Consider the following 25,469-nt stretch of genomic DNA (forward strand, 5'->3'; position numbering starts at 1 on the left):
AACGGCTAGTGGAACAACATGATCAGGAGAGTGCACAGAGCGAGTAACGCGATGATCCCCAGGCGAATCGCGAGTACGGCCGATCTGACGTCCCACGACCGCCCCGGGGCGAGATCCTCCGCCCTGGGCCGACGACCCGCCGCCATCTCCTGTCGGGCTTGTGCTCGCATCGCGTCGAGCGACCATTCCTCCTGCGCCGGGCGTTCCCGTCCATGTGCGCGCTCAGCCGCGAGACTCGCGAAAGACTGCACACCCTGACGGTCGACCGGTGCCATAGGTGCGGCCGGGCTCGGCGGCGTCCATTTCACTTTCGCGGCACGCTCGGCTTCGCGGCGTTCGGCTTCGCGGCGTTCTCTCAGTTCGGCTTCTCTGCGTGCGCCTTCTCTGCGTGCACGGTCGACATCCGCCTCTGCCTTGAGCCGAGCGAACGGCGAGCCTGAAGCGGGTTGGGCAGGCATCGCGGGGGTCGAATTGAGCACGGTGGGAGCACGTCTGGCCGTCCAGCCACCCAGTGCGCCCGCCGCCGCTTCGGTCAGTTCCAGGCAACTCCCGAAACGCCGCCCCGGATCCTTGGCCAACGCGCGGGCGAAGACCCCGTCCAGCGCGGCGGGCAGATCCGGGCGCAGCGCGGTGATCCGAGGTGGCGGCTCATTGAGATGCCCCATCATGACGTTCAGGGGCTGCGTCCCCGGATAGGGCGTCTGCCCGGTGAGCAGACGATAAAAGGAACAAGCGAGGCTGTAGATGTCGCTGCGAGCATCGATGCGCTCACCCGAGAGCTGTTCCGGGGAGGCGTAAGCGACCGTGGCCATGAAGGTACCGGTGCGGGTGAGTTCGGTCGCGCCGTCGGCCGGTTTGGCAATGCCGAAGTCGGCCAACAGAACTCGCTCCGGACCATGTTGCTGTGGTGCGAGCAGGAAGTTCGCGGGCTTGATGTCCCGATGCAGTAGCCCGGCCCGATGAGCATGATCGAGCCCATGACCGATCTCGGTGATGATCCGCACGACCCGATCAGCCGTCATCGCGACTCTGTCCTGCTCCTGCGCGCTGGCGGCATCGAGGCCAGGCACGTACTGCAGGGCGATCCACAGGCAGCCCTGATCCTCACCCTTGTTGTGAACGGCAACGATGTTCGGATGATCCAACGTGGCCGCGAGATTCGCTTCGCGGTCGAAGCGCGCACGGAATTCCGGGTCGGTAGCGAGGTGGGGCCAGAGGACCTTGAGCGCATCGCGACGGGGCAGAACGGGGTGCTGGGCCAAATAGACGGTACCCATCCCGCCGCTCCCGAGCGCGCGTTCGATGCGGTAGCCGCCGAGTATCGAGCCGGGGCCGATGTTCATGCGGCTTCCTTGTTGTGTCGCAGTGGATTACGGCCGATTTGCATGTCAGCGGGCCAGTTTCGGGGAGGAGCTCGTGTAGATGGCGGTCGCGAGATCTGCTGTGCGCTGGCACAACTCGTCCATTGTCAGGGTCGCGAAGTAGTTGTTCATCGCGAAGCGGGCGTAGCCGTAGGAGGTAGTCCAGCTGATCGTGCAGGTGGAGAAGCTCTGGCCGGTGGCCGCGGGGGCGCGAAGTTCCTGGGCGTCGAGTTCGTTCGCGATCCGCACCGGCTGTACGCCCGGGTCTGCCGGTAGGGGCTTCGCGGCGACGGTGACGTTGGCGGACATGTTGCCGGAAGCCACCGGGTACCAATCGCATCGGCGCTGGTCCGCGGTGAATGCTGGGGTTCCCGTGTTGCGCAGGTCGAATCGCGACGGGGCGGTTGCCGAGTCTTCTTTGAGGAAGTCGCAGGGGTCCTGAAGTCCGGACGGCGGAACCCGCGGCTGCGTACTGGAGGTGCTGTAGGCGTTGAAGGTCGAGGTCGTGGTGGCCGCCCCGGCCGACTCGTCGGAGGACGAACCGGAGTGGAACGCGAAGGCCATGACGACCACAAGCAGGACGAACAGACCGAGCCCCCATGCCGCCACCCGGTGGGATCGGCTCCACTCGGTCTCATGGTCGAATGGCTTCGGCTCCTGAGGAATCGAACGTGAGGACCGCCCGCTGAAAAGTGGCTTGTCGAACGGAGTCAGCGGTGGCGGGGCCGCCCCGGGTCGCGCATTCCGAGCGGCCGGGTCGGTATTGGTGAGGAGACCCGCGAACGAGCGATCACCAGGGCGACGGTTCGTACCTGGATCGGAAGCACCGACATTGCTGAGGAGATCGGAGAATGAACGAGCTCCGGACACAGGGTCCATTGGCCGAACCGGAGCCGAGGCACGCACGGTTTCCGCGGTTCGCGCGGGTGCGCTCGAGATGGCTTCCATTGCCGCGGTCGTGAATTCGAGGCAACTGCCGAACCGCTGGGATGGGTCTTTGGCGAGAGCTCGGGCCAGCACACCGTCGAGCGCGGCGGGCAACTCGGGGCGTAGTGCGGTGATGCGGGGTGGGGGCTCGTTCAGGTGGGCAAGCATCACGTTCAGGGCTTCGGTGCCGGGGTAGGGGTTTCGGCCCACCAGCAGCCGGTAGAACGAGCAGGCGAGGCTGTATTGGTCGCTGCGGGGGTCGAGTTTGCCAGCCGAGAGTTGTTCGGGGGACGCGAAGGCGACGGTGGCCATGAAGGCGCCGGTGCGAGTCAGCTCAGTGGAGCCGTCGGTGGGCTTCGCTATTCCGAAGTCGGCCAGGAGGACTCGTTCAGGGCCGTGAGGTTGGGGAGACAGGAGGAAGTTCGCGGGTTTGACGTCGCGGTGAAGCATGCCGTGATGGTGGGCGTAGTCGAGGGCCTTGCCGATCTCGGTGATGATGTGCAGGACCCGCATCGGAGTCATCGACACCGGGTCATGGCCTTGAGCGGTGGCCGCGTCGGTGCCTGCGACATATTGGAGGGCGATCCAGAGACAACCCTCATCCTCGCCCCGGTTGTGGACGGCGACGATGTTCGGATGATCGAGGGTCGCAGCGAGATTCGCTTCGCGTTCGAAACGGGCACGGAACTCCGGATCGGCCGCCATATGAGGCCACAGGACCTTGATGGCGTCGCGGCGAGGCAGGGCGGGGTGGGCGGCCAGGTAGACCGTGCCCATCCCGCCGCTGCCGAGCGCGCGTTCGATGCGGTAGCCGCCGAGTATCGAGCCGGGGCCGATGTTCATGCGGCTTCCTTGGTGTGTCGCAGAGGTTTACATGGGGGGTAGGTCGGCGATTTGGATCATTTCGACGCCGGCGCCGCGGGACCAGTATTGGCCTCGGCCGGGGGGCAGCTTCATGGGGCGGACGTCGCCGATGACCTTGCCTTCGTCTCGGGGACCGCTCATGAGCAGGGCGGGGACCGAGAGGTTCTTCATCGAGCCCAGAACCGAATCGAAGAGGGCTCGGGAAATACCGCCCATGTTGCGGGAGATGACGACGTGCAGGCCGATGTCGCGGGCCTGCGGTAGGAGTTCGACCAAGGGGCTCAAGGGGCTACCACCCGCGACGACCATGTCGTAGTCGTCGATGACGATGTAGATCTCCGGGCCGGTCCACCAGTCACGATCACGGATCTGCTGCGGGGTGATGTCAGAGCCCGGGACACGCTTCGCGAGGAAGTTGACGACCTCCTTGATCATGGGGCCGCACGTCTGCGATGAGGTCGAATACCCGGCTAGCTGTTCACCCTCGAGCACGCCCAGCAAGGTTCGGCGGTAGTCGATCAGGATGACGCGGGCCTGCTCGGAATTGGAGCTCTCGGCCAAGCCGCGCAGGAGGTTGCGCAGCACCGTGGTCTTACCGGATTCGACTTCGGAAAAGACCATGAAGTGCGGGTCGGTGCCGAAGTCCAGGGCGATCGGCTGCAGCTCGGACTCGCCGATGCCCACGACCACCTTGGTAGCGCTCTGCTGAATGCCGTGGCGGCGAGCGAGCTCCAGCACCTGCTGGCGGGACACGCTGGGCGGCAGGGTACGAACCTGCGGTGCCCTGCGATCGCCCCACAACGCCTGCATCTCGTTACGCGCGGCGGCAACGCCCTCGGCCAGATTCTGGGGGTTGGTGTCGGAGTCCAGGCGCGGCATGGCGATGAGCATGTGCAGCTGATCCGAGGTGAGACCGCGACCCGGCCGATTGAGCGGCACGTTGACGGCGACGCGGCGGCCCATCTCGGAGTCCGAGGGGTCACCCAGGCGCAGCTCGACTCGAGTACCGATCATGTCCTTGATGGAGGCTCGCACCTCTCCCCACCGGTTCGCACCGAGGATGACATGGATGCCGTAGGAAAGTCCCTGGGCGGCAAGCTGTCCGACCATCGGCTCCAGACTGTCGAACTCTTCGCGAACGACCAGCCAGTTGTCGATAACGAGGAAGACGTCGCCGAATCGGTCGGCCAGTACCGGATCGTCGGTTCGATCCGAGGCCAACGCGGCGTGCTTGCGACGGCGGAACTCCGCCATCGACTCGATGCCCTGCGCGGCAAAGCGTTCTTCCCGCTCGCGTAGCAGCGTCGTAAGTTCTGCGAGGGTCCGACGCACGCGGTCGGAATCGAGCTTGCCCGCCACGGAACCGACGTGCGGCAGCCCGACCAGGCCGGCCATGGATCCACCACCGAAGTCGAGGCAGTAGAACTGGATCTGCTCGGGCGTGTGTGTGGCCGCCGCGGCCATGATGATGGTGCGCAGCGCGGTCGATTTTCCGGACTGCGGACCACCGACGACCGCCACATTGCCTTGTGCACCGGAGAGATTGATGGTGAGCACGTCGCGGCGCTGCTCGTAGGGCTTGTCGATGATGCCGATGGGCATCCACAGCTGCCCGTGCCGGTTGACCGACGAACGCCAGTCCGGGTCCGGCAGCAGCATGTCGACGGTCGGCGACTCTTCGAGCGGCGGCAGCCAGACCTCGTGGGCCGGACGACCGTGACCGGTCAGGCGCTTCACAACGGTCTGCAGCAGGCTGTCGGGCAAGCCCTCCTCGGCGGCGGGCGGCGGTGGGGGCAGCAGGTCGAATGGGTCGAGCGGATTCTCCGGCTCGGGTAGTTCGAGCATTTCGACTGCCGAGGCGGTGAATTCGCGCGGCGGTGCCTCGACGATCGCGCGACCGTCGATCTGCCGGGTGGCGCGTGGCGCGACGTACGGCCCCGACACATAGGTGGCGTTGAACCGCAGCGGATCCGAGGCGTCGCTCTTGAGGTAACCCGAGCCGGGGACGCCGGGCAGGTGGTAGGCGTCGGTGATACCCAGCACCGCGCGGGATTCGTTGGCGGAGAACGTGCGCAGACCGATGCGGTAGGACAGGTGCGAGTCCAGGCCGCGCATCTTGTTCTCTTCCAACCGCTGGGACGCGAGCAGCAGGTGGACGTGCAGGGATCGACCCAGTCGGCCGATCATGACGAAGAGGTCCGCGAAATCGGGCTTCTGCGAAAGCAATTCGGAGAACTCGTCGATGACGACGAACAGCGCGGGCAGCGGGTCGAGCGGGACGCCGGCCGCGCGTGCCTTCTCGTACTCGTTGACGTTGGCGAAGTTGCCCGCGGAGCGCAGCAGTTCCTGCCGCCGGTTCATCTCACCGGCCAGCGCGTCACGCATACGGTCGACGAGCGAGAGTTCTTCCTCGAGGTTGGTGATGACGGCTGCCACGTGCGGCAGCGGATCCATACCGAGGAACGTCGCGCCACCCTTGAAGTCGACGAGGATCAGGTTGAGCTGATCCGGCGAGTGCGTGGTGACCATCGAAAGGATAAGTGTCCGAAGGAATTCCGACTTACCGGAACCGGTCGCGCCGATGCACAGGCCGTGCGGGCCCATACCGCTCTCGGCGGATTCCTTGATGTCGATCTCGACGGGCGTCCCGTCCGGCGTAATGCCGATCGGCACCCGTAGTCGCTCACGTCCCGCGCGCGGACGCCACACCTTGGACGCGTCGATCTGCGCCGCATCCGGAATCTTGAGCAGGTTCATCAGACCCGGATCGCTGACCGAGGTGTTGTCACCGAGGCTGACGATCTGCGCGGCGGTGGCGACGCGGAATCGAGCCAGACTGCGCGAGAACGACTCCGCCTCGGCGAGCGTCACGCGGTCGGCATTGGCGAACTTCTCACTGCCCGCCGCGCTCTTGGCGAACACCTCGCCGTCGGCGGCCACCAGTTGCAGCCCTCGCCGCGCGGCCAGGCTGTTCTCGGCGGCGCTCAGGTCGATGACGGTCACGGCGTCCAGACCGGACTCGCTGATCAAACGCTCACTGCCGCTGACATATCCGTCGTCGATGATGACGACCAGGTGCAGCCGCCCCTGGGTCGGTTGCGGGTTGCGCATGAACCGTCCGCGTTCGAGCAGATCGTCGGCCAGCGCGGTCTCCAGCTCACCGAGCGAGCCGTAGATCATGCGGGAGGCGCCCATCCCGTCACGCTGGCTCGAATGCTGCACGTGCGGCAGCCATTTCGCCCATGACCAGGCTTCACAGTCCGGTTCGGCGGTGACGATGGCGACGCCGACGTGGTCGGGTCCGTGAAAGGCGGTGAGCTCCATGAGCATCGACCAGACCAGCGCATGCGTGTCTTCGGAGGGCCCTTCGATATTGATGGCCGGGAAGGCCCGCAGCGATACCGCGGTCGGCAGATGGTGCACCACGGAATGTGTTCGCACGAAACGACGCAACGCCACCGTGGAGACCGGCTCCAAGTCCTCCAGCGGACCGGTTTCCGGCCGGGCCAGTTTGGCCGCGAGCCGATGCGTGCCGATGCCCACGCGCACATGCCCGAAGTCCGGGTCGTTGGGCCGACGCTCCCACATGCGCCGACTCGACACGATCGACGGCAGGTCCGACGGTTCCGGATGACTCCAGACCAGAGTCTCGAGCTGCTTCTGCCCGGTGCGCCGCACCTCGCGGCGGGTCTGGTCGAGGTAGCGGAAGTAGTCCTTGCGCTCCTCGTTCAGCTCGGCGGCACTCTTACCGCTGCCACGCTGTCCCATCAGCATGCCGCCCATACCCATGAGCATCATGAGCGGCATCATCATCATGTACGGGTTGGTCAGCATGGACCGGCCCATCATGGCCATCATCGCCATCATGCCGATCATGGCGACGATCATCACGACGGGCATGAGCTTCTGCATGAGCGGTGCGGACACCGCGCGTGGAATCTCCGGCGGCGCGGTCAATGCCATTTCACCGCCCGGTGCACGCGGCGGGGCGATGCGGGGCCGGCGCACGAAACCTTCGGTAGCCATGGGTATTTCTCCGATTGTCAGGAATCGAGGTCGGGCAGCTCGTCGTCGTGGCGACGACGCCGGAACGGAATCGATACGGCGAGACCGATTCCCAGCGCGGCCAGACAGACGAGGGAGCCGACGGTGGCGACGAGCCGCGGGAGTCGCGGTGGGCCGTCCGGCTTCAGTGGTGTGGGCAGGGCGTGCGGCTGATCCGATCCGGCATGGACCGGCAGCACCGGGTTTTCCGCGTTGAGCACGTCGAGCGGAAAGTCCTGGGACAGCGCCGCGACCGGATCGATCGCGCCCGCACCGATGCGGTCGTTACGCCCGGTGCCGGGTTGATGCGCGGTGAGGATGATCTGGTTCATGATCTCCCGCGGCGACCAATCCGTATGTTTGGCCTTCAACAGCGCCGCCAGCCCCGACACCAAGGGCGTGGAGAAACTGGTTCCGGGAATCGGGACGGGCTGTCCCTTGTCACCGAGCATCGAGTCGATCACCCCGCCGGTGGTGCTCTTGCTGTCGAGGGAAACCGCGCCCTCGCCGATCGCCGCGACGTCGACCCAGGGACCGTAGAGCGTGAAACTGGATGCATCGCCGAAACGGTTGACCGAACCCACCGTCAGCACATAGGGACTGAACCAGGCCGGGCTGGCGACGGTGTGCACATTGTCCCAACTGGTCTTGCTGTCCGAGTATTCGCCGTTCGGTGTAGAGCAGTTGGAGTTCGTGCCCGTATTGCCCGCGGCTACGACAACGACGCGGCCCTTCTCGAACGCGTACCGCACCGCCACGCCGAGATCATCGTCACCGGTCGGGGAATTGGCTGCCGTGCACGAGGTTTCGGAGATGTTGATGATGTCGGCATCCATGTTGACGGCGTGCACGACGGCGGCGGCCAGGGTCTCGGGCGGGCCGTAGCCTTCCTTGCTCATGCTGCCCGGCGGCTTGTCGCCGTTCTGGTCCTTGGCCTGAAAATGGTCACTGACCTGACGGATGGCAATGATCTGGGCGTCCGGCGCGACCCCGACGAGCGAGTCGTCGGGGCTGGGCTTCGCGGCGATCAGGCCCGCGACGAAAGTCCCGTGCCCATCGCAGTCGTCGGTGCCGTCCGCGTTGGAGACGTAGTCGCCGCCGGGCTGAACGTCGAGTCGCGGATTACGGTTCACACCGGTATCGATGACCGCGATCTTGATTCCCGCGCCCTTGTTGTGTTCGAGGTCCGGGTTGGCGCGCCAGGCGGCCGGCAGATTGAGCATCTTCTGCGGCACCGACTCGTCTTTCGGGGCGGCCCCCTTCAGGAACCCCAGGCTCCCGCATTCCTGACGCAGTTCGGTGACCGCCTTGGGTGCGGGCTTGTCGACGAGTTTCTTGGTGTCGTCGGACAGGCTCGTCCCCGGTTTCGGGGGATCGACGGTTGCCATCGGCCGGGCCCCCGCCGATGCCTGCGGTCCCAGCAGCGCACCGCCGAGAACCGCTACCGCACACAGTGTTCGCGCCCAGTTTCCGGGACGCCGACTCATATGTTCCGAGCCGTCGAGTAGACGTCCATGATCCACAGCACCAGCGGGACGATCGACACGATGAGGCCGTATTCGAAGATCTCGTTGAAGCGCCGCGTCACCGGCGTCACCTCGACGTGCGGGCCGATGACACCGAATCCGATGGCTCCCACCGTGAATGCAAGGAGCAGACCGACCGAAACCAGCGGGATGCCGTCCGCGGGCATCGCGAGCAATACCGCGAGAGCGATGAAAGTCACACAGCCGCTGGCGATCAGGATCGCGGCCTGTGTGAGATCGGCGAACGAACGTCCGCGCAGGCACAGGATGATGGCGATGACCACGGCGAGCGCGATGCCCTGCCAGCGATCGGAGTGCAGCGGGTCGGCCGCGCCGAGTGCACCGGTGACGGCACCGATGGCGCTGCCGAACACGATGCCGGTCTGGAACTGGTTGGCCGTGCGGGCCCGCTGGCCGAGGCCGTGTGCCGAGGGCAGCACGGTCGCGCCGATGGCGCCGATGCCCTCGATGGTGGGCCGGGGTTCGTGGTCGGCCGGGTCGATCGCCGCGCCGGCGGTGGGCACCGGCGGCACGGGTAGTCGAGCCAGCATGGCGGCCAGTCGCGGCACCATCGACAGCAGCAGGATCGAAGCGACCATCACGCCGGCAGCGACTTTCGGGAGTCCCGTGTCCCAGACCATGCGGACGGCGGCACCGATTCCCGACAGCAGCACAACGGTGACGATCGCGGCGATCACCGCGGCACCGGCCCCGATGATCCGATAGCCGACGATCGCGATCAGCAGCGTCGCTGCCGCACCGAGCATCATGTGCGGACTGCCCAGTGATCCGGGCACCAATAGTGCCGCGCCACTGCAGGTCAGCAGCAACATGCACAGCGTGAGCACGGTTGCGGTCAGCTCGTCTGCATATTTGCGCATGGCGATGGCAGCCGCCACGAGCGACGCAATGGCCCCGCCGAGCAGGAGCAGCGGCGCCACGAAGTTGTCTCCGTCGGCACGCGAAAGCAGGCTCAGCAGTACGGCGAACACCACTGCCGCGACACCCGCGACGAGTCCGGTCCACCGTGCGGCGGTAGCCGACCAACCTCGGAATTCTTCGGCGGTGAGCCGCGAAACCGCGTCGATCACATCGTCGAACAGCGCCGGCGCTTCCTTGGCGGAAACCGAGCGCAGTACGAGCAATTCGCCGTCATAGATCTCGGCGTCATTGAGCGTCTGACTCGGCGCGATCATGTCGCGTCCCAATTTGGCCAGTGTCCAATGCTGCGACTGGAGGGGTGTGCCCCCGTCCTCGCCGCCGATCGGTTCCGGATTGCGGGATTCGATGAGCCGCACCAGATCACCGATGAACGCGGCGATCGGCACGTTGGCCGGCAGACCGACGTCGAGCTGGGTATTCCCCCCGATGACGGACACTCGGCACAACTCGGGTTCGGTGGCCCGCGAGCCCCCGATCGACTGTGCTGTCACTAGCTGAACTGCTCCCCTGTAGCTCTCAACAGTTGCCCGCCCAGGGCGGTTAACCATAATGTATCCGACTGTCCGCAGCTGTGCGATCGCACCGTGTGGGTGGGGATTGTGAACGAAAGACCTATCAGGTTCGACGAATTCGGGGTTCGACTAGGATGATCGACACTCGCCAGGCCCAACGCGCCTTCGACGCCGGAGTGCTGTCCCTGGGGTTGAGCATCGAGGGCCAGGAGTCGACCCGCGACCTCGACTACGCGAAACTCGCCTTCCAACGGGCCACGGAATGGGACCCGACCATGGCCGACGCCTGGCTGGGCCGCGCGGCCGCCGGTGAGGTCACCAAGGATGTTCTGAGCAACCTGTACAAGTGCAGCACCGTCTCGTTGGGACGGGAACAGCGCCGGTTGGGGCTGGGCGCACGGGTGCTTGCTGGACGTTTTCTGCCGGGCCTCTACATCGACTATCCGCTGGCGAGTTTCACCGAGATCCACCTGGCGTGGGCGGCGCATCTGATCGCGGAGAAATCCTATGACGAGGCCGTCGAGGTACTCGACGAGCTCGAAAAGCACCGCCGCGCGCGGGCTTCGGAATCCGACTTCGAAATCGACACCCGGATCGCCAAGTACGTGCGCGGCATCCTGCACTACAACACTCAGCGCTGGCCGGATGTGATGGCCGTCTTGAACGGCTCCGACGGCTGGGAAGACCCGTATCTGGCCGCCGGTGCCCATGTGATGGTCGGCACAGCCTGCGCGCAGCTGGGTTTGTTCGGTGAGGCGATTCGCCGGATGGAAGCCGCGGAGGCGGGACCGATTCCGGCCGCCCGCACCGCCGCCATGTTCTGCCGCGGCCTGTGCCTGCGTGAGAGCGGTGCCGCCGATGAGGCGCAGGCACTGTTCGAGAAGGTGTATTCGCAGGCACCGGATTTCGACGCCAACACCTCCGCGATGCGTGATCGCACCTACCGGATCACGCTGACCACCAAGGAGGTGATCGAGGCCCGCACCGACAAGTGGGATCCGGCCTCGGCCCCCTCGCTGGAGGAGAAGCAGGCCGCCGAGCACGAGGATCGCGCCAAGGAGATCCTGGCCCAGGCCCGTGCCGAGCTGGACAAGCAGATCGGTCTGACCGCGGTGAAGACGCAGGTCGCCAAGTTGCAGTCGAGTGCGCAGCTGGCGAAGATCCGTGCGGAGAAGGGACTTTCGAGCTCGGCGCGCGGTCAGCACCTCGCCTTCACGGGCCCGCCCGGAACCGGTAAGACCACCATCGCGCGCGTGGTCGCCAAAATCTATTGCGGCCTCGGCATTCTCAAGACCGACAAGGTGGTCGAGACCAAGCGTTCCGACTTCGTCGGTCAGCACCTGGGCTCCACCGCCATCAAGACCGACGCGCTGATCGATACCGCCATGGACGGCGTGCTCTTCGTCGACGAGGCGTACACGCTGATCCAGCAGGGCCTTTCGGGTGGAGACGCCTTCGGCCGTGAGGCCGTGGACACCTTGCTGGCCCGCATGGAGAACGACCGCGATCGCCTGGTGGTGATCATCGCCGGCTACGACGGCGAGATCGACCGCTTCCTGGCCGCCAATGACGGTCTGGCCTCGCGTTTCGCCAAGCGCCTGCAATTCCCTTCCTACACAGCGGAAGAGCTCGGCGCGATCGGCGATGTCGTTGCCACCAAGCGTGATTCGGAACTTTCCGAAGACGCCCTGGCCGCGCTGGTCGAAACCTGCCAGAAGCTCTACGACATGGAGAGCACCGACCAGAGCGGGCAGCCCCGCCGCGGTGTCGACCTGGCCGGCAACGGCCGTTTCATCCGCAACGTGATCGAGGCCGCCGAAGAGGAACGCGAGTTCCGGCTGGCCAACGACGAATCCATCGATCTGAGCGCCATCGACGACGCGGTGCTCATGCGGATCGAAGGTCCCGATATGCGGGCCGCGCTGGGCACCCTGCTCAGCGGCCTAAACCTGGCGTCTGCCGCCGACTGAGGGGCATCTGAACTGTGAACGACTTTCCGCGGGGAGCGGGCGGCTATCAGCCGGGCGGAAACGGTGGGAACGGGGGCTTCCCCGGCGACGGGCGATTCAACCGCCCGCCGAGTGGTCCGCCGCAGGGCGGACCCGGCGGTTTCGGGCCTGGTGGCCGGCCACCGAATGCGCCGGACGGCCATGGGCAGCGCGACCCGCGCGAGTTCGGCCGGGGCGAGCAAGGTTTCGGGCCGGGCAGCCGTCCACCGGCGGAGCGAGGCAATTACGGGCCGGGTGAATCGGATGGCTTCCGTCCGGGCCCTCCCGGCAATTACCCGCCCGCGCAGGGGCAGTCGCACAGTCGGCGTGGCGAGGTCGGCGACGGTACGTTCGACGGATTCGCGCAGGGCGGTTCGAGTGTCGCCGCTCCGCCGCGACCGGCACCGCCGCAGCCGTCTCCCGAACCGCGTCGACCTGCACCATCCGCGCCGGAACCGACACCGTCCCGGGGTCGGCACGCACAGACTTCCGCCGACCGGGCCGCGACGAATGCCGCTGCGGCCGAGCTACGTTCCGATGACCTGTGGCTGCTGCGGAATCTGCCGCTGCACCTGGTGATTCCGCTGGCCTTGATCGGTGTCGCGATTTCTCTGATCGTGGTCGCGGCCCACGCACCGTGGTGGGCTGCCCTGGCCGCCGGTGTGGTGCCCGTCCTGCTGGGCCTCGTTCCGATCGGTGGTGTGCCGCTCGGCCTGCGTCTGGGCCGTTGGCTGGCCTACCGCTGGCAGCAGGCGCGCCGCCAGTCGTTCGACGAGAGCGGCGTCGTCGACGTCCCCATGCCGGACGGTGGCAGCTGCGGCCTCCGCTGGGACGGCACGCTGATCACCACCATGCTGCGCATCGACTCGCCACCGGACACCCTGACCCTGCTGCGCCGTGGCTCGCTGAGCACCGACCAGCTGCTGCCGCTCGACGAAATCGCCGCCTGCCTGCGACAATACGATGTCGAGCTGCATTCGGTGGACGTGATCAGCAACGGCACCCGTACGGCCAGCACGGAAGCCGTGATCTCCGGCTACGCGGCCAGCATCGCGCCGTTGGGCCGCCTCTATGACGAGATCCTCGGCCCGCTGCCCGCCATTGCCCACCGCACCATGTGGCTGGTCCTGCGCCTGAACCCGCTCGACAATGCCAAGGCGGTCGACAATCGCGGCGGCGGTCCGGAGGGAGCCCTCCGTTCCGCCCTGGTCGCCACCCGTCGTGTCGCCAATCGTCTTGCCGGACACGGGATCACCGCCTCGGTCCTGACAACTCCCGAAATGACCTCCGCGCTGCGCGAGATCGCCCGCGGCATTCCGCTCAGCGAGTTGACCGAGAACCCGGACAACCTGGAGTACAACGGGACGCACCTGACGAGCTACCAGATCGATCCCCAGCTCTTCAATTCCGATGGCCTGGCGAAGATCTGGGCAGTCCGCAGTCTCGCCACCACCGTGGCGGTGCGACTACAGCCGGTCGCCGAACCCAACGCGCGCCCCGGTCAGCCCGCCGCCTTCATCGAGGTGGACGCCCGCGTCCGCTACGACACTCCTTACGAGCATGGTGAGCCCCCAGTCGCAGGCCTGAAAGAACTTCCCCGCCGCCAACTTTGGGCCCTCATGGACCTACTCTTCTACGGCGCCCAGGAAATTCGCCCCAGCGGCTACCGCGGCCCGGTCGACGTCCTCACCAACATCACCATGCCGACCGCCGGTTGCGGCCAGCTCATCGGCGCCGACGCCACCGGCAGCGGCATCGCTGTCCCTCTCATCGGTGACGGCTCCCGCCGCATCGACATCATCGCCAGTCTCCCGCTGGCACAACAGGTCATCCTTCGCGCCATCGCTCTCGGCGCGGGCGCTGTCGTCCACACCGCCCGCCCCTGGGCCTGGCAGGGCATGGTCGCCAACGTGGCCGCCCCGCACGCCCTGGCCTTGGCTTCCTCGGTGACCCACTCTGCCCGAGGGACAGCCGTCACCGGCCGCCTCCCCACCCCGGCCGCCACCGTCATCGTCTTCGACGGCGTTCCCGCCAGCGCACCTCCCGGCTCGGCCACCGTGGTCACGATCCACGAATCCCAGCCCGCCGACTACGAACCCGATGCCGACGTCACCATCGTGCAGCACCCGGATGCCCCCCACACGATCACCGTCCGCACCCCGGCTACTACGACCACCGCCCAAATGGTCACCACGCCGGCGGAACAGCACTACCTGAGCGGGGCCCTGGCCCGACGCTGACCGACTAGGGGGGACCTGCACGACATGGGTAACTACACAGGCCGACTACGGTCGGCCGGCGTCCTGCTGCGCGCGACCGCCGCGGCAACACTGGCGTTCTGTGCCCTGGCAAGCTCCGGTTGCGGGTCGGAATCCCGTGCTGCCGAGGCAAAGCCGCTAGATCTGAGCAAGTTGGACGTCGGTAGCTATCCGACGAAACCGCAGGATCCGACCAGCACGGATCCGGCGACGCGCGGCCGCGTCATCGAGGCGCTGAGACTTGCCGATGCGATGCCATTGGCGTTCGAGATCGACCCGGCGCTGACCGAGTACGTCGGCGGCACCCACGTCTTCCTGAAGGCGAACTCGTTCGCCGGCTACCTCAATGTCGATCATTTCGACTCCGACACCACGGGATTCATTTCCGGCTTCGCCGCGGCGGCGGCGTCGTCGCGCGAATCCGGCCACTACTCGCTGAACAACTCGGTCATGATCTTCGACAGTGACCTCGCCGCGACCAATGCGGCCGCCGCGCTCGCGCGTAGCGGACTGAATCTCAGCTCGGCGAAATCTGCCGGTATTCAACCGGACAGCGTCCCACTGCAATCGAATCAACATCCGGCTGCCCAGATCGTGTGGTCCGCGCACGAGCAGACCTTCGCTTCCTGGTATCCCACGGGCCGGTACATCATCTTCACGCTCATCCTGCAGCCCGAGAGCTCCTACCTGCAGAACTATTGGAACGCTGCTCCTGATCCCGCGCCGTTCGCATTGGCGGACAAGGCTATCGATGTCACAGCGGGCCGATTGAAATCCTTCCAGCCCACACCACCGGACAAACTCGCCGGCCTTCCCCTCGACCCCGACGGCATGCTCCGGCTGACGCTGCCACGGCCGGAGGGAGACCAGACCGCGAACGCATTCACCGGGACGCTCGATGCGCACGGCGCGCTGTACGACGAGGACGATCCGGTCAAGCGCGCACTGTTCGACAAGACCGGCGTGGACAACGTGAGTTACGGTGCAGGGCAATTGATTCGTACCCGCGATGCCGACTCCGCACAGAGCTACTTCGATGCCGCGTTCGCCGATCGGTATCACCGCCCGATCGACGCGCCGCCGGGAATCCCGAACGCCCGTTGCGTCAAGTACCACGGTCCCGACACTCACCAGTTCCCGTTCACTTGCCATGTGACGTTCGGGCGATACGTGGCGTCGGTGTGGTCACAGCAACAGCAGGACGTGTATCAGCGGATCTCCGCGCAGTACGCCATCCTCGCGAATGACAAGTAGGGGGCATCGTGAGAATTCTTCTCCGCCCCTGTGGCAGAACGATATTCGCCGCAATGGCCGGCGTGCTGGCCGCGGCCGCCCTCACGGGGTGCGGCCAGGTTTCGGGAAACCCGGCGGCGAGTGAGCTCGACGTCCGAAAGCTCGCCGTCGGCAATTACCCGACCGATCCGCTGGATCTCCGGGTCCAGGACTTCTACGGCTCCACCGATGGCTCAGCGCTCGCGCGTGGACGGCTGGCCGACAATATCGTCATCGGATCCGACGTCGACCCGATGTTCGGGCACAACGCGCTGGTGCGGTATCTGAGTTCGACGCGAAATACGCAGTACGCCAATGTACTTCCGAACGCGATTCTGCCCGCACTGGCTGCGAACGGGATGATGTTCGGCTTCTCCGCGGCCGCGAGTACCCAGTCGCTGGCAGTGTCCGCCGTCCAGCAGGCCCCCGATACCTTCAACCCCTTCGGGGGCGCCAAGGACGGCCCGCAGGCGACCTCCTTCAACGTGACCGTGCTGCAGTTCCCCGATCCGCAGAAGGCGAAGACGGCCGCCGAGCAGATAGAGGCCGCGGACTTCGCGGTCGCGGCGGACCAGAACGCACACGTCACCCTCGATCACCAGCCGGACGCGAAAGCACATTGGCGGCCGGGTATTCCGTCCATGGCAGCCACCCTGGCCCACGGTGGTTACGTCGTGAACGTCTATGTCGCGCAGCCCACCGCGGACCTGGACAGCATGCGGAAGCTCACCGACCAGGTCTTCGCGGCCCAACTGCCCCTGCTCGATCAGGCTCCCGCCCTGTCGCCGCGGGAGATCTTCCGCCTGAAGTACGACCCAGACCTCATGATGCGCCGAACCCTGCACCCCAAGGACTACCTGAGCCCCCAGCACCTCTTCGAAATCACCCACACTCCACGGGGCTACCTTCACGCCGTGGAAGATCAGGCAACCACGAAGCGCCTCCTGGACGACAATGGTGTCGACCGGATCTCGACCGCCAGAGCCGGCGGCCTACTCTTCCGCACCCGTGATGCGAAGGCCGCCACCGCTTTCTGGACCGCGATCAACGCGAAATCCGGCACGTCCGTCGATGCACCGCAGGGTATCCCCGACGCGACCTGCGTCGAGAACCCGAACCCCAAGACCGGATGGAGCCTGACCGGCGATGCCGAGTCCGACGACGCCTGGGACGCGATGAACAAGTACACCTGCACCGTGCACTACGACCGCTACGTCGCCCGTGTCGCAAGCAACCAGATCATCGACGCCCAGCAGAAGGCGGCAGCCCAGTACGCACTGCTCGCGAACAGTCAGTACCTGTGAGAAGCAATGCAGCGAGTTGACGTCATGCACCTTCCGGACATACCTCCCATTACACTCTGCACACCAGAGGCAAGGTCTCACAGACAGTTCGGTATCGGCGGGGGGATGTTCGGCATGCGTCATGGCTATGGCCGACTACGGTCGGCCCGTTTTCGGGTGCGCGCGGCGGTCGCTGTGGCGCTTGCGGCCTCGGTGCTGGTGGGAGCCGGGTGTGGGTCGGAATCACATGCGGACGAGACGAAACCGGTCGATCTGAGCAAGCTGGATACCGGGACTTATCCGACGAAGCCGCATCAGTACGCCCCGAAGGACGCTGCACTGGCTGCCCGCAATGCCGAAGCCTTGCGGCTGGGCAGCGCCATGCCACTGCCGATGGAGATCGACCCCGCCCTGACCCACACTATGCTTGGCGTCCATCCGTTCACCGGAGCAGATTCGTTGGAGGGCACCGCCTTCCTGGACATGTTGAACATCAAGGATTTCGCCGCAAATACCCCCGGCCTGGTGGCAGGCTTCGCGACAGCGGCCCAATCGGAGGACGACTGGAACATCTCGCGTTCCATGCGCCAAGCCGTGATGATCTTCGAAAGTCCCGACGCCGCGAATTCGGCCGCTCTCGCCCTCGCGCACAGCGGCTTCTTTCCTGGCACAAGTAGGGTTCCTCCGGTTCCTGTGCCTTCAACGGCCTATCCGAGTGCTCAGGTCATCTGGCTTCCGGACGACCAGATACTCGCGTCCTTCTACGCCACAGGACAATTCGTCATCATCTCGACCGCAGTGAACGAAGAGAACTGGCAGCTGAAGGTATCCGACCTGCCCGGCCTGCAGACGTTGGCCGACAAAGCGACAGCTGCGGCCGTGGACCGTTTGGCAACGTTTCAACCAACCGCGAAAGACAAGCTCTCCGATCTCCCGCTCGACCCTCAGAGCATGCTGCGGTTGACGATTCCGCTACCCGCGAGCCCAATCTTCGCGTACGCCTTCGACGGAACATTGGACAAGCGCACCGATCTCGGCCTCGCCTCCGATGCAGCCAAGACTCGGGCGAGCTTCGACAAGGCCGGTGTGGACTACGTGAGTTACGGCACCACACAGCTGATCAGGACTCGCGATGCCGCAGCCGCCAAGGACCTTTACGAGGGACGTACCCGTACCAAGTTCGAGCAGCTCATCGACTCACCCCCAGGGTTGTCCACAGCGCAATGCTTCAAGGGAACCCGCTCAGGTTCGCCGTCCTTCCATTGCTATCTGACCTACGGGCGGTACCTGGCGCAAGCCATGTCCACCCAGCAACAGGACGCGTACCAGCAGATATCGGCGCAGTACGCCATACTCGCCAACGATAAGTAGGGGGAACTGTGGGAATCCTCGATGGCCGCAGGCTCGCTTGCACGGCGCTTGTCTGCACGGCCGCCGCAATTATCTCGACGGTCCTCCTCTCCGGCTGCGGGAGCACAGTTTCCGGCACGGCCAATGCCGGTGAGATGGACGTCCGGAAACTAGAAGTCGGCCAGTACTCGACCGTGCCTCTCGATGCCCGGGATGACTATCAGCACGACGTGTTCAAGGGGAGAGAGCTCGCGGCCGGCCGTCTCATGGACGCTGTCGTCACGGGCGTCGAGGTCGATCCGACGTTCAATCACAGCGTCAAGGCCAAGGCATTGATCGACTCGAGTGATTACGGCGCACTCGCATACACCACCCGGCCGGTGCTGGAACAGAACAAGATGCAGTTCGGATTCACTGCAAGCGCTAGCAGTCAGCCGCTGCCCGACCACTTCGTCTCCGGGGGCAGCGGATATTCGCCACTCGGTGGAGCTGAGACCAATCCCGACACAACTGGCTTCAACGTCACCGTGTTGCAGTTCCCCGATCAGCAGTTGGCGCAATCCGCAGCCGATCAGACGGAGGCCGTCGATTTCGCGATGGCGGCCGATCAAAACGCCAGGGTGACACTGGACAAGCAGCCGAACGCCCGGGCACACTGGCGCCCCGGGGTGCCATCGATGGCTGCGACCCTGGCCACCGGGCAGTATGTAGTGACCATTTTTGTCCAGCAGACCAAGCCCGACCTCGATGGACTGAAGGCCTTGGCGGAGAAGGTGCTAGCAGCGCAACTACCGCTCCTCGATAAAGTTCCGGCCCTGTCGCAGCGTGACATCCTGCGGCTGGACTACGACCCGGACGGGATGATCCGACGAACCCTTCACCCGAAGGACTACTCGACCCCGAATGCCCAGGACGAGATCACGCGCACGCCACGTGGCTATCTGCATTTCGCCGAGGACCAGGCCGCCTGGAAGAAGCTGCTCGACGCCGGTGGGGTGGACAAGATCTCCGATACCAAGAACGGCGCACTGCTTTTCCGGGCGCGTGATGTTGCCGCCGCAACCACCCTGTGGTCCGGCATCAATGCCATCACGCCGGTGTCCGATGACAAGTCGGCGGCCGTACCCGATATGTCCTGCGCCGAGAGCCCGAAGGCCGCGAACCCGAATGACCAGACTGCGTGGTCAACCGACGCGTGGAACCACAACAGCCGGTTCGTCTGCACAGTGCATTACGACCGCTACGTCGCGCGGGTGGCGAGTTCGCAACTGGCAGACGCCCATCTGCGCGCAGCCGCCCAATACGCACTGCTGGCCAACAGCCAGTTCATGTAAGGAAAAGTGATGAACATCGGACCCGGCACTATTGTCCGCGGATACCGGATCGAGCGCGTACTCGGCATGGGTGGCATGGGCACGGTGTATCTCGCGAAGCACCCCGAGCTCCCCCGCTGGGATGCGTTGAAGGTGCTCAGCCCGCAGTACAGTGCAGATCCCGAATACCGTGCGCGATTCGAGCGTGAGGCGAATCTGGCAGCGGCATTGGACCATCCGAATATCGTCTCGATCTACAACCGCGGCGAAGACAACGGGCAACTGTGGATCGCGATGCAGTACGTGAACGGCATCGATGCGGCGGCCGCGGCGGAACGTGATCCTCGATCTATCACACCGTGGCGCGCACTGCACATCGTCACCGAGGTCGGGCGCGGTCTCGACCACGCACACCGCCGGGGCCTGCTGCACCGGGATATCAAGCCCGCCAATTTCCTGCTCTCCATGGCTGACAACGGCGAAGAGCGGGTTCTGCTCACCGATTTCGGTGTCGCCAAATCTACTGAGGACACCAACGAGCTCACTCAGGCTGGTGGCTTCGTCGCCACCATCGCCTACGCCTCACCCGAGCAACTCAGTGGGAACCAGGTCGACAGCCGCGCCGACATCTACAGCCTCGCCTGTTCGTTCTTCCGGCTGTTGACCGGACAGAATCCCTACCCGGGGGCGCTACCGGCAGCGGTCATGATGGGCCACATCAACGAACCGCCGCCGAAGGTCACTGCGGTCGACCCCTCGCTCCCAGCCGCGTTGGACGAGGTGATCGCCATCGCGATGGCGAAAAACCCGGCGGATCGATTCGACACCTGCCATGAGTTCACTACTGCCTTGAAATCCGTTCTCGAATACGGGGTTTCCGGGTTGACCATGCACACCGTGCCGCACAAGCTCGCCGACGATGCTGCGCCAGTTCCGTTGCCGGAGACAACGAGAGCACCCGTGAAACCCGGTAAAGGCAAGCGCACCTTGCTTCTGAGTGGCGTCGGCGTGACCATTGTTGCGATCGCGGCGGGCGTGGGCATCTGGGCCACCCAACACGACACGACTACATCAGGTAGCGCCATATCCAGCGCTCGATCGCAGAATCCGGCCTTCTACGGCAAACGCATTGTGGTGGTCGATATCTCGGGTACGAGTGGATCCAAGGCGACCATGGATGTCCCCTTGCAACCCAGTCCGCAAACGAAGTTCTTCGAAGGCCTTGGCTTCACCTACGACCCCAATTTCATCCGTCAGGGTGATGAAGCGAATCCACGGCCGATTCCATCGGATTCGAGCACCCAGGACGCCGCGCTCGGATCGATCGGATCCGGATATCTACTGGCCGTTCGCAGTGACAGCGCCGCCGGAGGCGGCGGCCTGGTCAATCTTCCCTTCGCTGTCGCCGCCAGCAAGGCCCAGGTCATCGTTCTCGACGACCCCACGGCGGTCAATGCAATTCGTCAGTGGTCCGACGGTTCCGAACAGATCCTGCTCGACAAACTTCTGCCGATCCTGCGCAGGTCCGTCAAGTAGATCTGGCGGTCAAGAACCGTACGACTTACCGCCGGTCATGCTCATGTCGTCCCACTGCGTCATCGCATCCGACTTGGACAGGGTGGGTCCCGAGATCAGGCTGCTCACAATCGACCATGGGGCCAGACGCGGTTGGTCGCCCAACCCGAGTAGCTTCGCCGTGTCCTTGTCCGGGATGCCATAGCGAATTCCGTTGTCTGCGATGTAGAAGAGGCTGTCGCGCCGAGGATTGTTCGGGTCGATCCCGGTCGTGCGTACGTACTCGCCGGTAGTGGGCGGCACATACACCTTCGTGACGCTGTCGACAGTGGAGTCCTTCTTCGTAGCCAATTTGACCGGGGTCTGAGAATCGGACAGCGGCGGGCGGGTGCCGACCAATAGCTGAATCTCGGGCCGGTCGGCCGGGCCTTCGGTGGCGTCCAGGTCTTCCTTACCCAGGCCGCTTCTCTTGATCCACGTTATGCAGGCGACCGGACCATCCTCCGGGGCAATGACCTTCGACACCGCCTCCGGAAAGTCATCGAGCGGCAGGTCATGGATCGGCGGCAGCAGGCCGCTCAGTTTGTCCGATGACACGGTCTTGACAACGGTCTGCAGCACCGCCGACGTGAACGGCGAAATCCGTTGCACACCATTGGACAGCACGATGTACAGGTCCGAGCGATCCGAACCGTCGTTGGCCTGAACCTTGATGACGCTGCCGACCGGGGTGTCACTCAGTCCGTTCGGTCCTGCGGCACCCTTCTGCGGGATGTTCGGCACCTTGAGCGGAGCTGCCGGGATCGCCGCGTTGAGAAAGTCCGCCGAAATCGGCCGGATTACCTTGTCCTTCACCTTGAGAGCGTTCATCACGGCCGCGTTCTGTGGCTCGGCATCGGTCTGGATCTCGGCCTTCTTGCCGTCATAGATCAGATAGGTGACTTCGACCTTCCGCACTTCATCGCGGTGATGCACGAGCAGTGCAGTGCCGGGATCCCCCTGCTTGATCCGGTCACCGAGCGTCAATCCGCCGGCGATCACCGTGGCCGCGGCACCGGGCGAAGAAGCAGCACCACCGGTGTCGGAGAGCTTCACCGTGTCACACATGGTCCACTGCGAACGCTCACCCTGCGAACTGCCCGGCAAAGCCGCAGGCACACCCGGGATTCCGAGTAGCGGCCCACGCGGCACCGAATTCAGCTTGCTGTCCTTGACCGAGGTCGGCGACTCACTGCTGCCGGTGATCAACCGCGCCGACGCAAGATTCAGCGCGGGATGCAGAGTCGTCTTGGTCTTGTCATTCTTGTCGTCATTCGTGAGCACATAAAGCGCACCACTGTCCTTGCCCATCACGATATGCGCGTTGCCGATCGAGCCTTGAGGCTTGATGAACGCCATGATCGCCGCACCCGCGACCACGAGCATCGCGATGATGGCCCCGGAGATCAACGACCGGAACTGTGCCCGCATCGGATCGTGGAGCATCCGTACATCGCGACGCACCAACGCATGATCGAGCCGGCGCAATAGGAAGCGGTACCCATTGACCTGGGCACGGGTGCTCAATTGTGCTGGCACTAATCCTCCGGTGAACCTGGAACCTCTTGCACGACAATACCTATGCCATCAATGGGCAGGTGCGTACCCCTCCCGCCGGGAGGGGTACGCACCTTGGGAGACGGACAGCCTCCGTCTTACGCGCCGAAGCCCTGGCCGATCTTGTGATCGGTGCTGAACGCCCGGTTCATAGCGATCTCGACCTGGTCCATGATCTGGTTCAGAATGTGCAGCGAAGAGCCATCGCCGCTGCCGTCGTTGCCGTCATACGCGTTCTTCCAATCCATATAGGCATTGTCGAAACCGGTGTAGGCCGTGCCCTTCCAAGCATGCTGCATCTGGTCATGGGCCTCTTTCATATCGTCGGCAGCCGAGACCAATTGGCCATAGCAGGACTTGAGTTCGTCCAGCATAGGCTCGATGAACTTGCGGTCATAGATCATCACCATTGTCTACTCCTTGCTTGAAGATTGGTGCTAGGTCAAGTACGTGGGATAACTACAGCGTGGTGAACTTTGTGAACCCGCTGGCGCTCTCACCATCAGCGTGCTGCTGGAGCTGGGTTCCGACGCCCACCTGGTCTTGAATCGCGTCCAGCTTCGTGTTCAGCTTGTCGGCCTCGGCATGCCATGCATCGCTGGCGGTCTTGAAAGTGCCCGCGGCGTCACCTTGGAAGCCCGGCTTCACGGCATCCACAGCATCCGTGCACTTCTTGAGAGTCGCCTTTACGGTGCTGATGATGTCGGCCATGTGGTTCTTGGCCTTTTCCGCGACATCGTGTTCCGCACTGACCTGGTTCGAATCGTTCGAGTCGAGACTGCCGCCGCTCATGATGTACCTGCCTTTGGGTAGATAGTTGATTCACTGGGTGATGCGAACATGCACCACCCTCGCTCGGAGTTGAACGGCTGTCTGATCACACACGGGATTACGACAGCCACCTCCCCCCAGGCAGCAGTTCGATCAGAGCCGTGATCGATTGCGCGATACGGTGATCACTGCCCGGTGTCAAGGTGGACCAGAGTTGCTGGTCCGGGGCGACCCCCGGTGCCGCCACAAGGCGTCCCCGCGCGGTGTCATACACCGCGACGGCTCCCGACGATCGGTCTGTGACGCCGTCGGCGTAGGCATAGGCCACGATTTCGGCGTAGGCGTGGATGGAGGATAGGGCGAGACCGTAACCGGTGGCGTCGGAGTCGGAGACACCGAGGTGGTAGACGGTGCTCGCGTAATCCTCGGAAGTCGTTGCAGCGTCGAAGCGTTCGGCCACATCGGTCGATTCGGCACTGAAGGCCGCCAGATCGACGGGCGGGCAGTAGCCAAGTACGTCCAGCAGTGGGCGCGCCAGGGATTCGCCTGAACCGTCCGACCACACGGGGTGAATATCGATGAGATCGCCATGCCGAACGGCGACGGCGTGGTTCTCGGCTCGACGGGCGACACAAACACGGACAGGACCGGCGTCGGTCTGGACGCGCATCGCCAGTTCGCGATTGGGCTGCGCCAGTGTGAAAAGAGCTGTAGCGGTGTCACCATCGACGTCACCGTGGTCGTCGACGATGCGCTGAGCCCGCAGATCAGTGCGAGCATCGTGCTGGGCCCGCTCCCAGTCATGATATGAATTCTGCTGCGGGCCGATGGACAAGACCAGCGGCAGTGTCTGTACACCGAGGCAGCCAGCCAGTGCAATCAGACCGTCGTTCGTCAGTGTGATCATGACGCTGCCTCTGTCGGCACCCTCGACTCGGCCGTGCCCGAACTGCTTTCGGCCCCAGTCGTCGACGCGTTGAACGCAATATCGGGGACACGTTGCACGTTCGGGTCGAGACCACCCAGTACGGCGGGCGCGACCTGCATGCCCGACATGAGTCCGAGTTCGGCATCACTCGTGGGCGCACCCACCAGTCCAGCACGCGGAGTATGCGCTTCATCCTCTGCATGGCTGGCAGTCCCGCCCATGGCGGCGGGAGCCAACGAGGTTCCCGTCTGCTGAACCGTCACCGGCTGCGATACCACACGTTGTGTGGTCGTGTTCTCACTGGTCTGCATGCCCGGCGCACGCAATTGTACGAACGGCATCGGCGGCATCTCGATCGAACCCAGCGACAATGTGGGAACCGACCCCGGCTCCGGAGTCGGTGCCGTTTCCGCAGGCTGTGTCGGCTGCGCCTGTTCGGCGGGTTGCACCCCAGAGACGACCTGCGGTGGCGCCGCGTGCTCCCAAGGCTTGGAAAGGTTTTCGGTCGCAGCCTCGTACGTGCGCATTACCCGCGCGGCGGCGGCTTTCGCCTGTTCGGCATCGGCATCGGTGGCGGCCAGGCCGCCCAGCAGTGGAAGGCCGAAGGCGAGGCCGAGGTTCTGCATGAGCTGCTGAATATCCTTCAGCTTCTCGACCTCGTCCACATCGGGCATGGTCAGTTTCGCGAGCTCATATGCGGCCGCATGAGTTTCAGCCTGCCCGGCATTGCCAGCCGCGGCGCTGGCCGATGTTGCGAGCCAATCACGCAGGGCACGAATACGTTCGATGAATGATCCGCTGTTCTTCGACTCCCAAGCGCTGTCGAGGACGGTGAGGATCCGCTCGTACTCGATTGCCGCAGCGGCGAAACCGGCGCTCAGCCGCGCCCATGCCAGCCCTGCCTCGGCAGCGGGGACCGCACCGGCGCCCGTCACCAGCTCACGGGCCAGCTGCTCGGCCGGCCGGGACTCCCACACCGTCCCGGTGAAGCCAGGTTTCGTCGGTTCCAGCATCGAGGT

At 64.9% G+C, this 25,469-nt stretch carries 17 protein-coding genes; 7 read left to right on the top strand and 10 right to left on the bottom strand.

What is annotated here, in order from left to right:
• Positions 1–5 precede the first annotated feature (5 nt).
• The 5 genes from ACFXHA_RS06705 to eccD all read right to left on the bottom strand — a co-directional run bounded on the left by ACFXHA_RS06705 (position 6) and on the right by eccD (position 10,101).
• Positions 6–1,343: a serine/threonine-protein kinase gene (locus ACFXHA_RS06705; protein WP_379353740.1), complete on the bottom strand. Its 1,338-nt coding sequence runs from the start codon at positions 1,341–1,343 to the stop codon at positions 6–8.
• A gap of 45 nt (positions 1,344–1,388) precedes the next feature.
• Positions 1,389–3,131, bottom strand: a complete 1,743-nt coding sequence (locus ACFXHA_RS06710; RefSeq protein ID WP_379353742.1) for a serine/threonine-protein kinase — start codon at positions 3,129–3,131, stop codon at positions 1,389–1,391.
• Between the two features lie 27 nt (positions 3,132–3,158).
• The gene (gene eccCa / locus ACFXHA_RS06715) at positions 3,159–7,178 is read right to left on the bottom strand and encodes a type VII secretion protein EccCa (RefSeq protein WP_379353744.1); all 4,020 of its coding nucleotides are present in this window, start codon (positions 7,176–7,178) and stop codon (positions 3,159–3,161) included.
• A 17-nt stretch (positions 7,179–7,195) separates the two neighbouring features.
• A complete protein-coding gene (mycP, locus tag ACFXHA_RS06720) occupies positions 7,196–8,584 on the bottom strand; it encodes a type VII secretion-associated serine protease mycosin (protein WP_379353746.1) in 1,389 nt (462 codons plus the stop codon).
• A gap of 95 nt (positions 8,585–8,679) precedes the next feature.
• Positions 8,680–10,101, bottom strand: coding sequence for a type VII secretion integral membrane protein EccD (gene eccD / locus ACFXHA_RS06725; protein ID WP_379353748.1), 1,422 nt, complete (start codon positions 10,099–10,101; stop codon positions 8,680–8,682).
• 209 nt (positions 10,102–10,310) lie between these two features.
• On the opposite strand from eccD, the gene eccA reads away from it, so the two are divergent.
• The 7 genes from eccA (at position 10,311) to ACFXHA_RS06760 (ending at position 21,176) form a co-directional block, all read left to right on the top strand.
• Complete coding sequence (eccA, locus tag ACFXHA_RS06730; protein WP_379353750.1) at positions 10,311–12,146, top strand: type VII secretion AAA-ATPase EccA; 1,836 nt, start codon at positions 10,311–10,313, stop codon at positions 12,144–12,146.
• 14 nt (positions 12,147–12,160) lie between these two features.
• On the top strand, positions 12,161–14,404 hold the full coding sequence (gene eccE, locus ACFXHA_RS06735; RefSeq protein ID WP_379353752.1) for a type VII secretion protein EccE: 2,244 nt from the start codon (positions 12,161–12,163) through the stop codon (positions 14,402–14,404).
• Between the two features lie 24 nt (positions 14,405–14,428).
• Positions 14,429–15,676, top strand: coding sequence for a hypothetical protein (locus ACFXHA_RS06740; RefSeq protein WP_379353754.1), 1,248 nt, complete (start codon positions 14,429–14,431; stop codon positions 15,674–15,676).
• A 53-nt stretch (positions 15,677–15,729) separates the two neighbouring features.
• Positions 15,730–16,998: a hypothetical protein gene (locus tag ACFXHA_RS06745; protein ID WP_379353756.1), complete on the top strand. Its 1,269-nt coding sequence runs from the start codon at positions 15,730–15,732 to the stop codon at positions 16,996–16,998.
• 105 nt (positions 16,999–17,103) lie between these two features.
• On the top strand, positions 17,104–18,348 hold the full coding sequence (locus ACFXHA_RS06750; RefSeq protein WP_379353757.1) for a hypothetical protein: 1,245 nt from the start codon (positions 17,104–17,106) through the stop codon (positions 18,346–18,348).
• Between the two features lie 8 nt (positions 18,349–18,356).
• Positions 18,357–19,661 (top strand): hypothetical protein, encoded by a 1,305-nt coding sequence (locus tag ACFXHA_RS06755; protein ID WP_379353759.1) that lies wholly within the window; start codon positions 18,357–18,359, stop codon positions 19,659–19,661.
• A 9-nt stretch (positions 19,662–19,670) separates the two neighbouring features.
• Positions 19,671–21,176, top strand: a complete 1,506-nt coding sequence (locus tag ACFXHA_RS06760) for a serine/threonine-protein kinase (protein WP_379353761.1) — start codon at positions 19,671–19,673, stop codon at positions 21,174–21,176.
• Positions 21,177–21,185: 9 nt separating this feature from the next.
• Here the strand turns inward: ACFXHA_RS06760 and eccB are convergent, their stop codons facing one another.
• The 5 genes from eccB to ACFXHA_RS06785 all read right to left on the bottom strand — a co-directional run bounded on the left by eccB (position 21,186) and on the right by ACFXHA_RS06785 (position 25,463).
• Positions 21,186–22,721, bottom strand: coding sequence for a type VII secretion protein EccB (gene eccB / locus ACFXHA_RS06765; protein WP_379353763.1), 1,536 nt, complete (start codon positions 22,719–22,721; stop codon positions 21,186–21,188).
• A gap of 128 nt (positions 22,722–22,849) precedes the next feature.
• Complete coding sequence (locus ACFXHA_RS06770; protein WP_379353765.1) at positions 22,850–23,161, bottom strand: hypothetical protein; 312 nt, start codon at positions 23,159–23,161, stop codon at positions 22,850–22,852.
• A 49-nt stretch (positions 23,162–23,210) separates the two neighbouring features.
• A complete protein-coding gene (locus ACFXHA_RS06775; RefSeq protein ID WP_379353767.1) occupies positions 23,211–23,543 on the bottom strand; it encodes a WXG100 family type VII secretion target in 333 nt (110 codons plus the stop codon).
• A 97-nt stretch (positions 23,544–23,640) separates the two neighbouring features.
• Positions 23,641–24,429, bottom strand: a complete 789-nt coding sequence (locus tag ACFXHA_RS06780) for an ESX secretion-associated protein EspG (RefSeq protein ID WP_379353769.1) — start codon at positions 24,427–24,429, stop codon at positions 23,641–23,643.
• Positions 24,426–25,463 (bottom strand): PPE domain-containing protein, encoded by a 1,038-nt coding sequence (locus ACFXHA_RS06785; protein ID WP_379353771.1) that lies wholly within the window; start codon positions 25,461–25,463, stop codon positions 24,426–24,428. Before ACFXHA_RS06785 ends, ACFXHA_RS06780 begins: the two co-directional genes overlap by 4 nt.
• Positions 25,464–25,469 lie beyond the last annotated feature (6 nt).

The organism is Nocardia sp. NPDC059240 (assembly GCF_042753865.1).
Taxonomy (GTDB): Bacteria; Actinomycetota; Actinomycetes; order Mycobacteriales; family Mycobacteriaceae; genus Nocardia.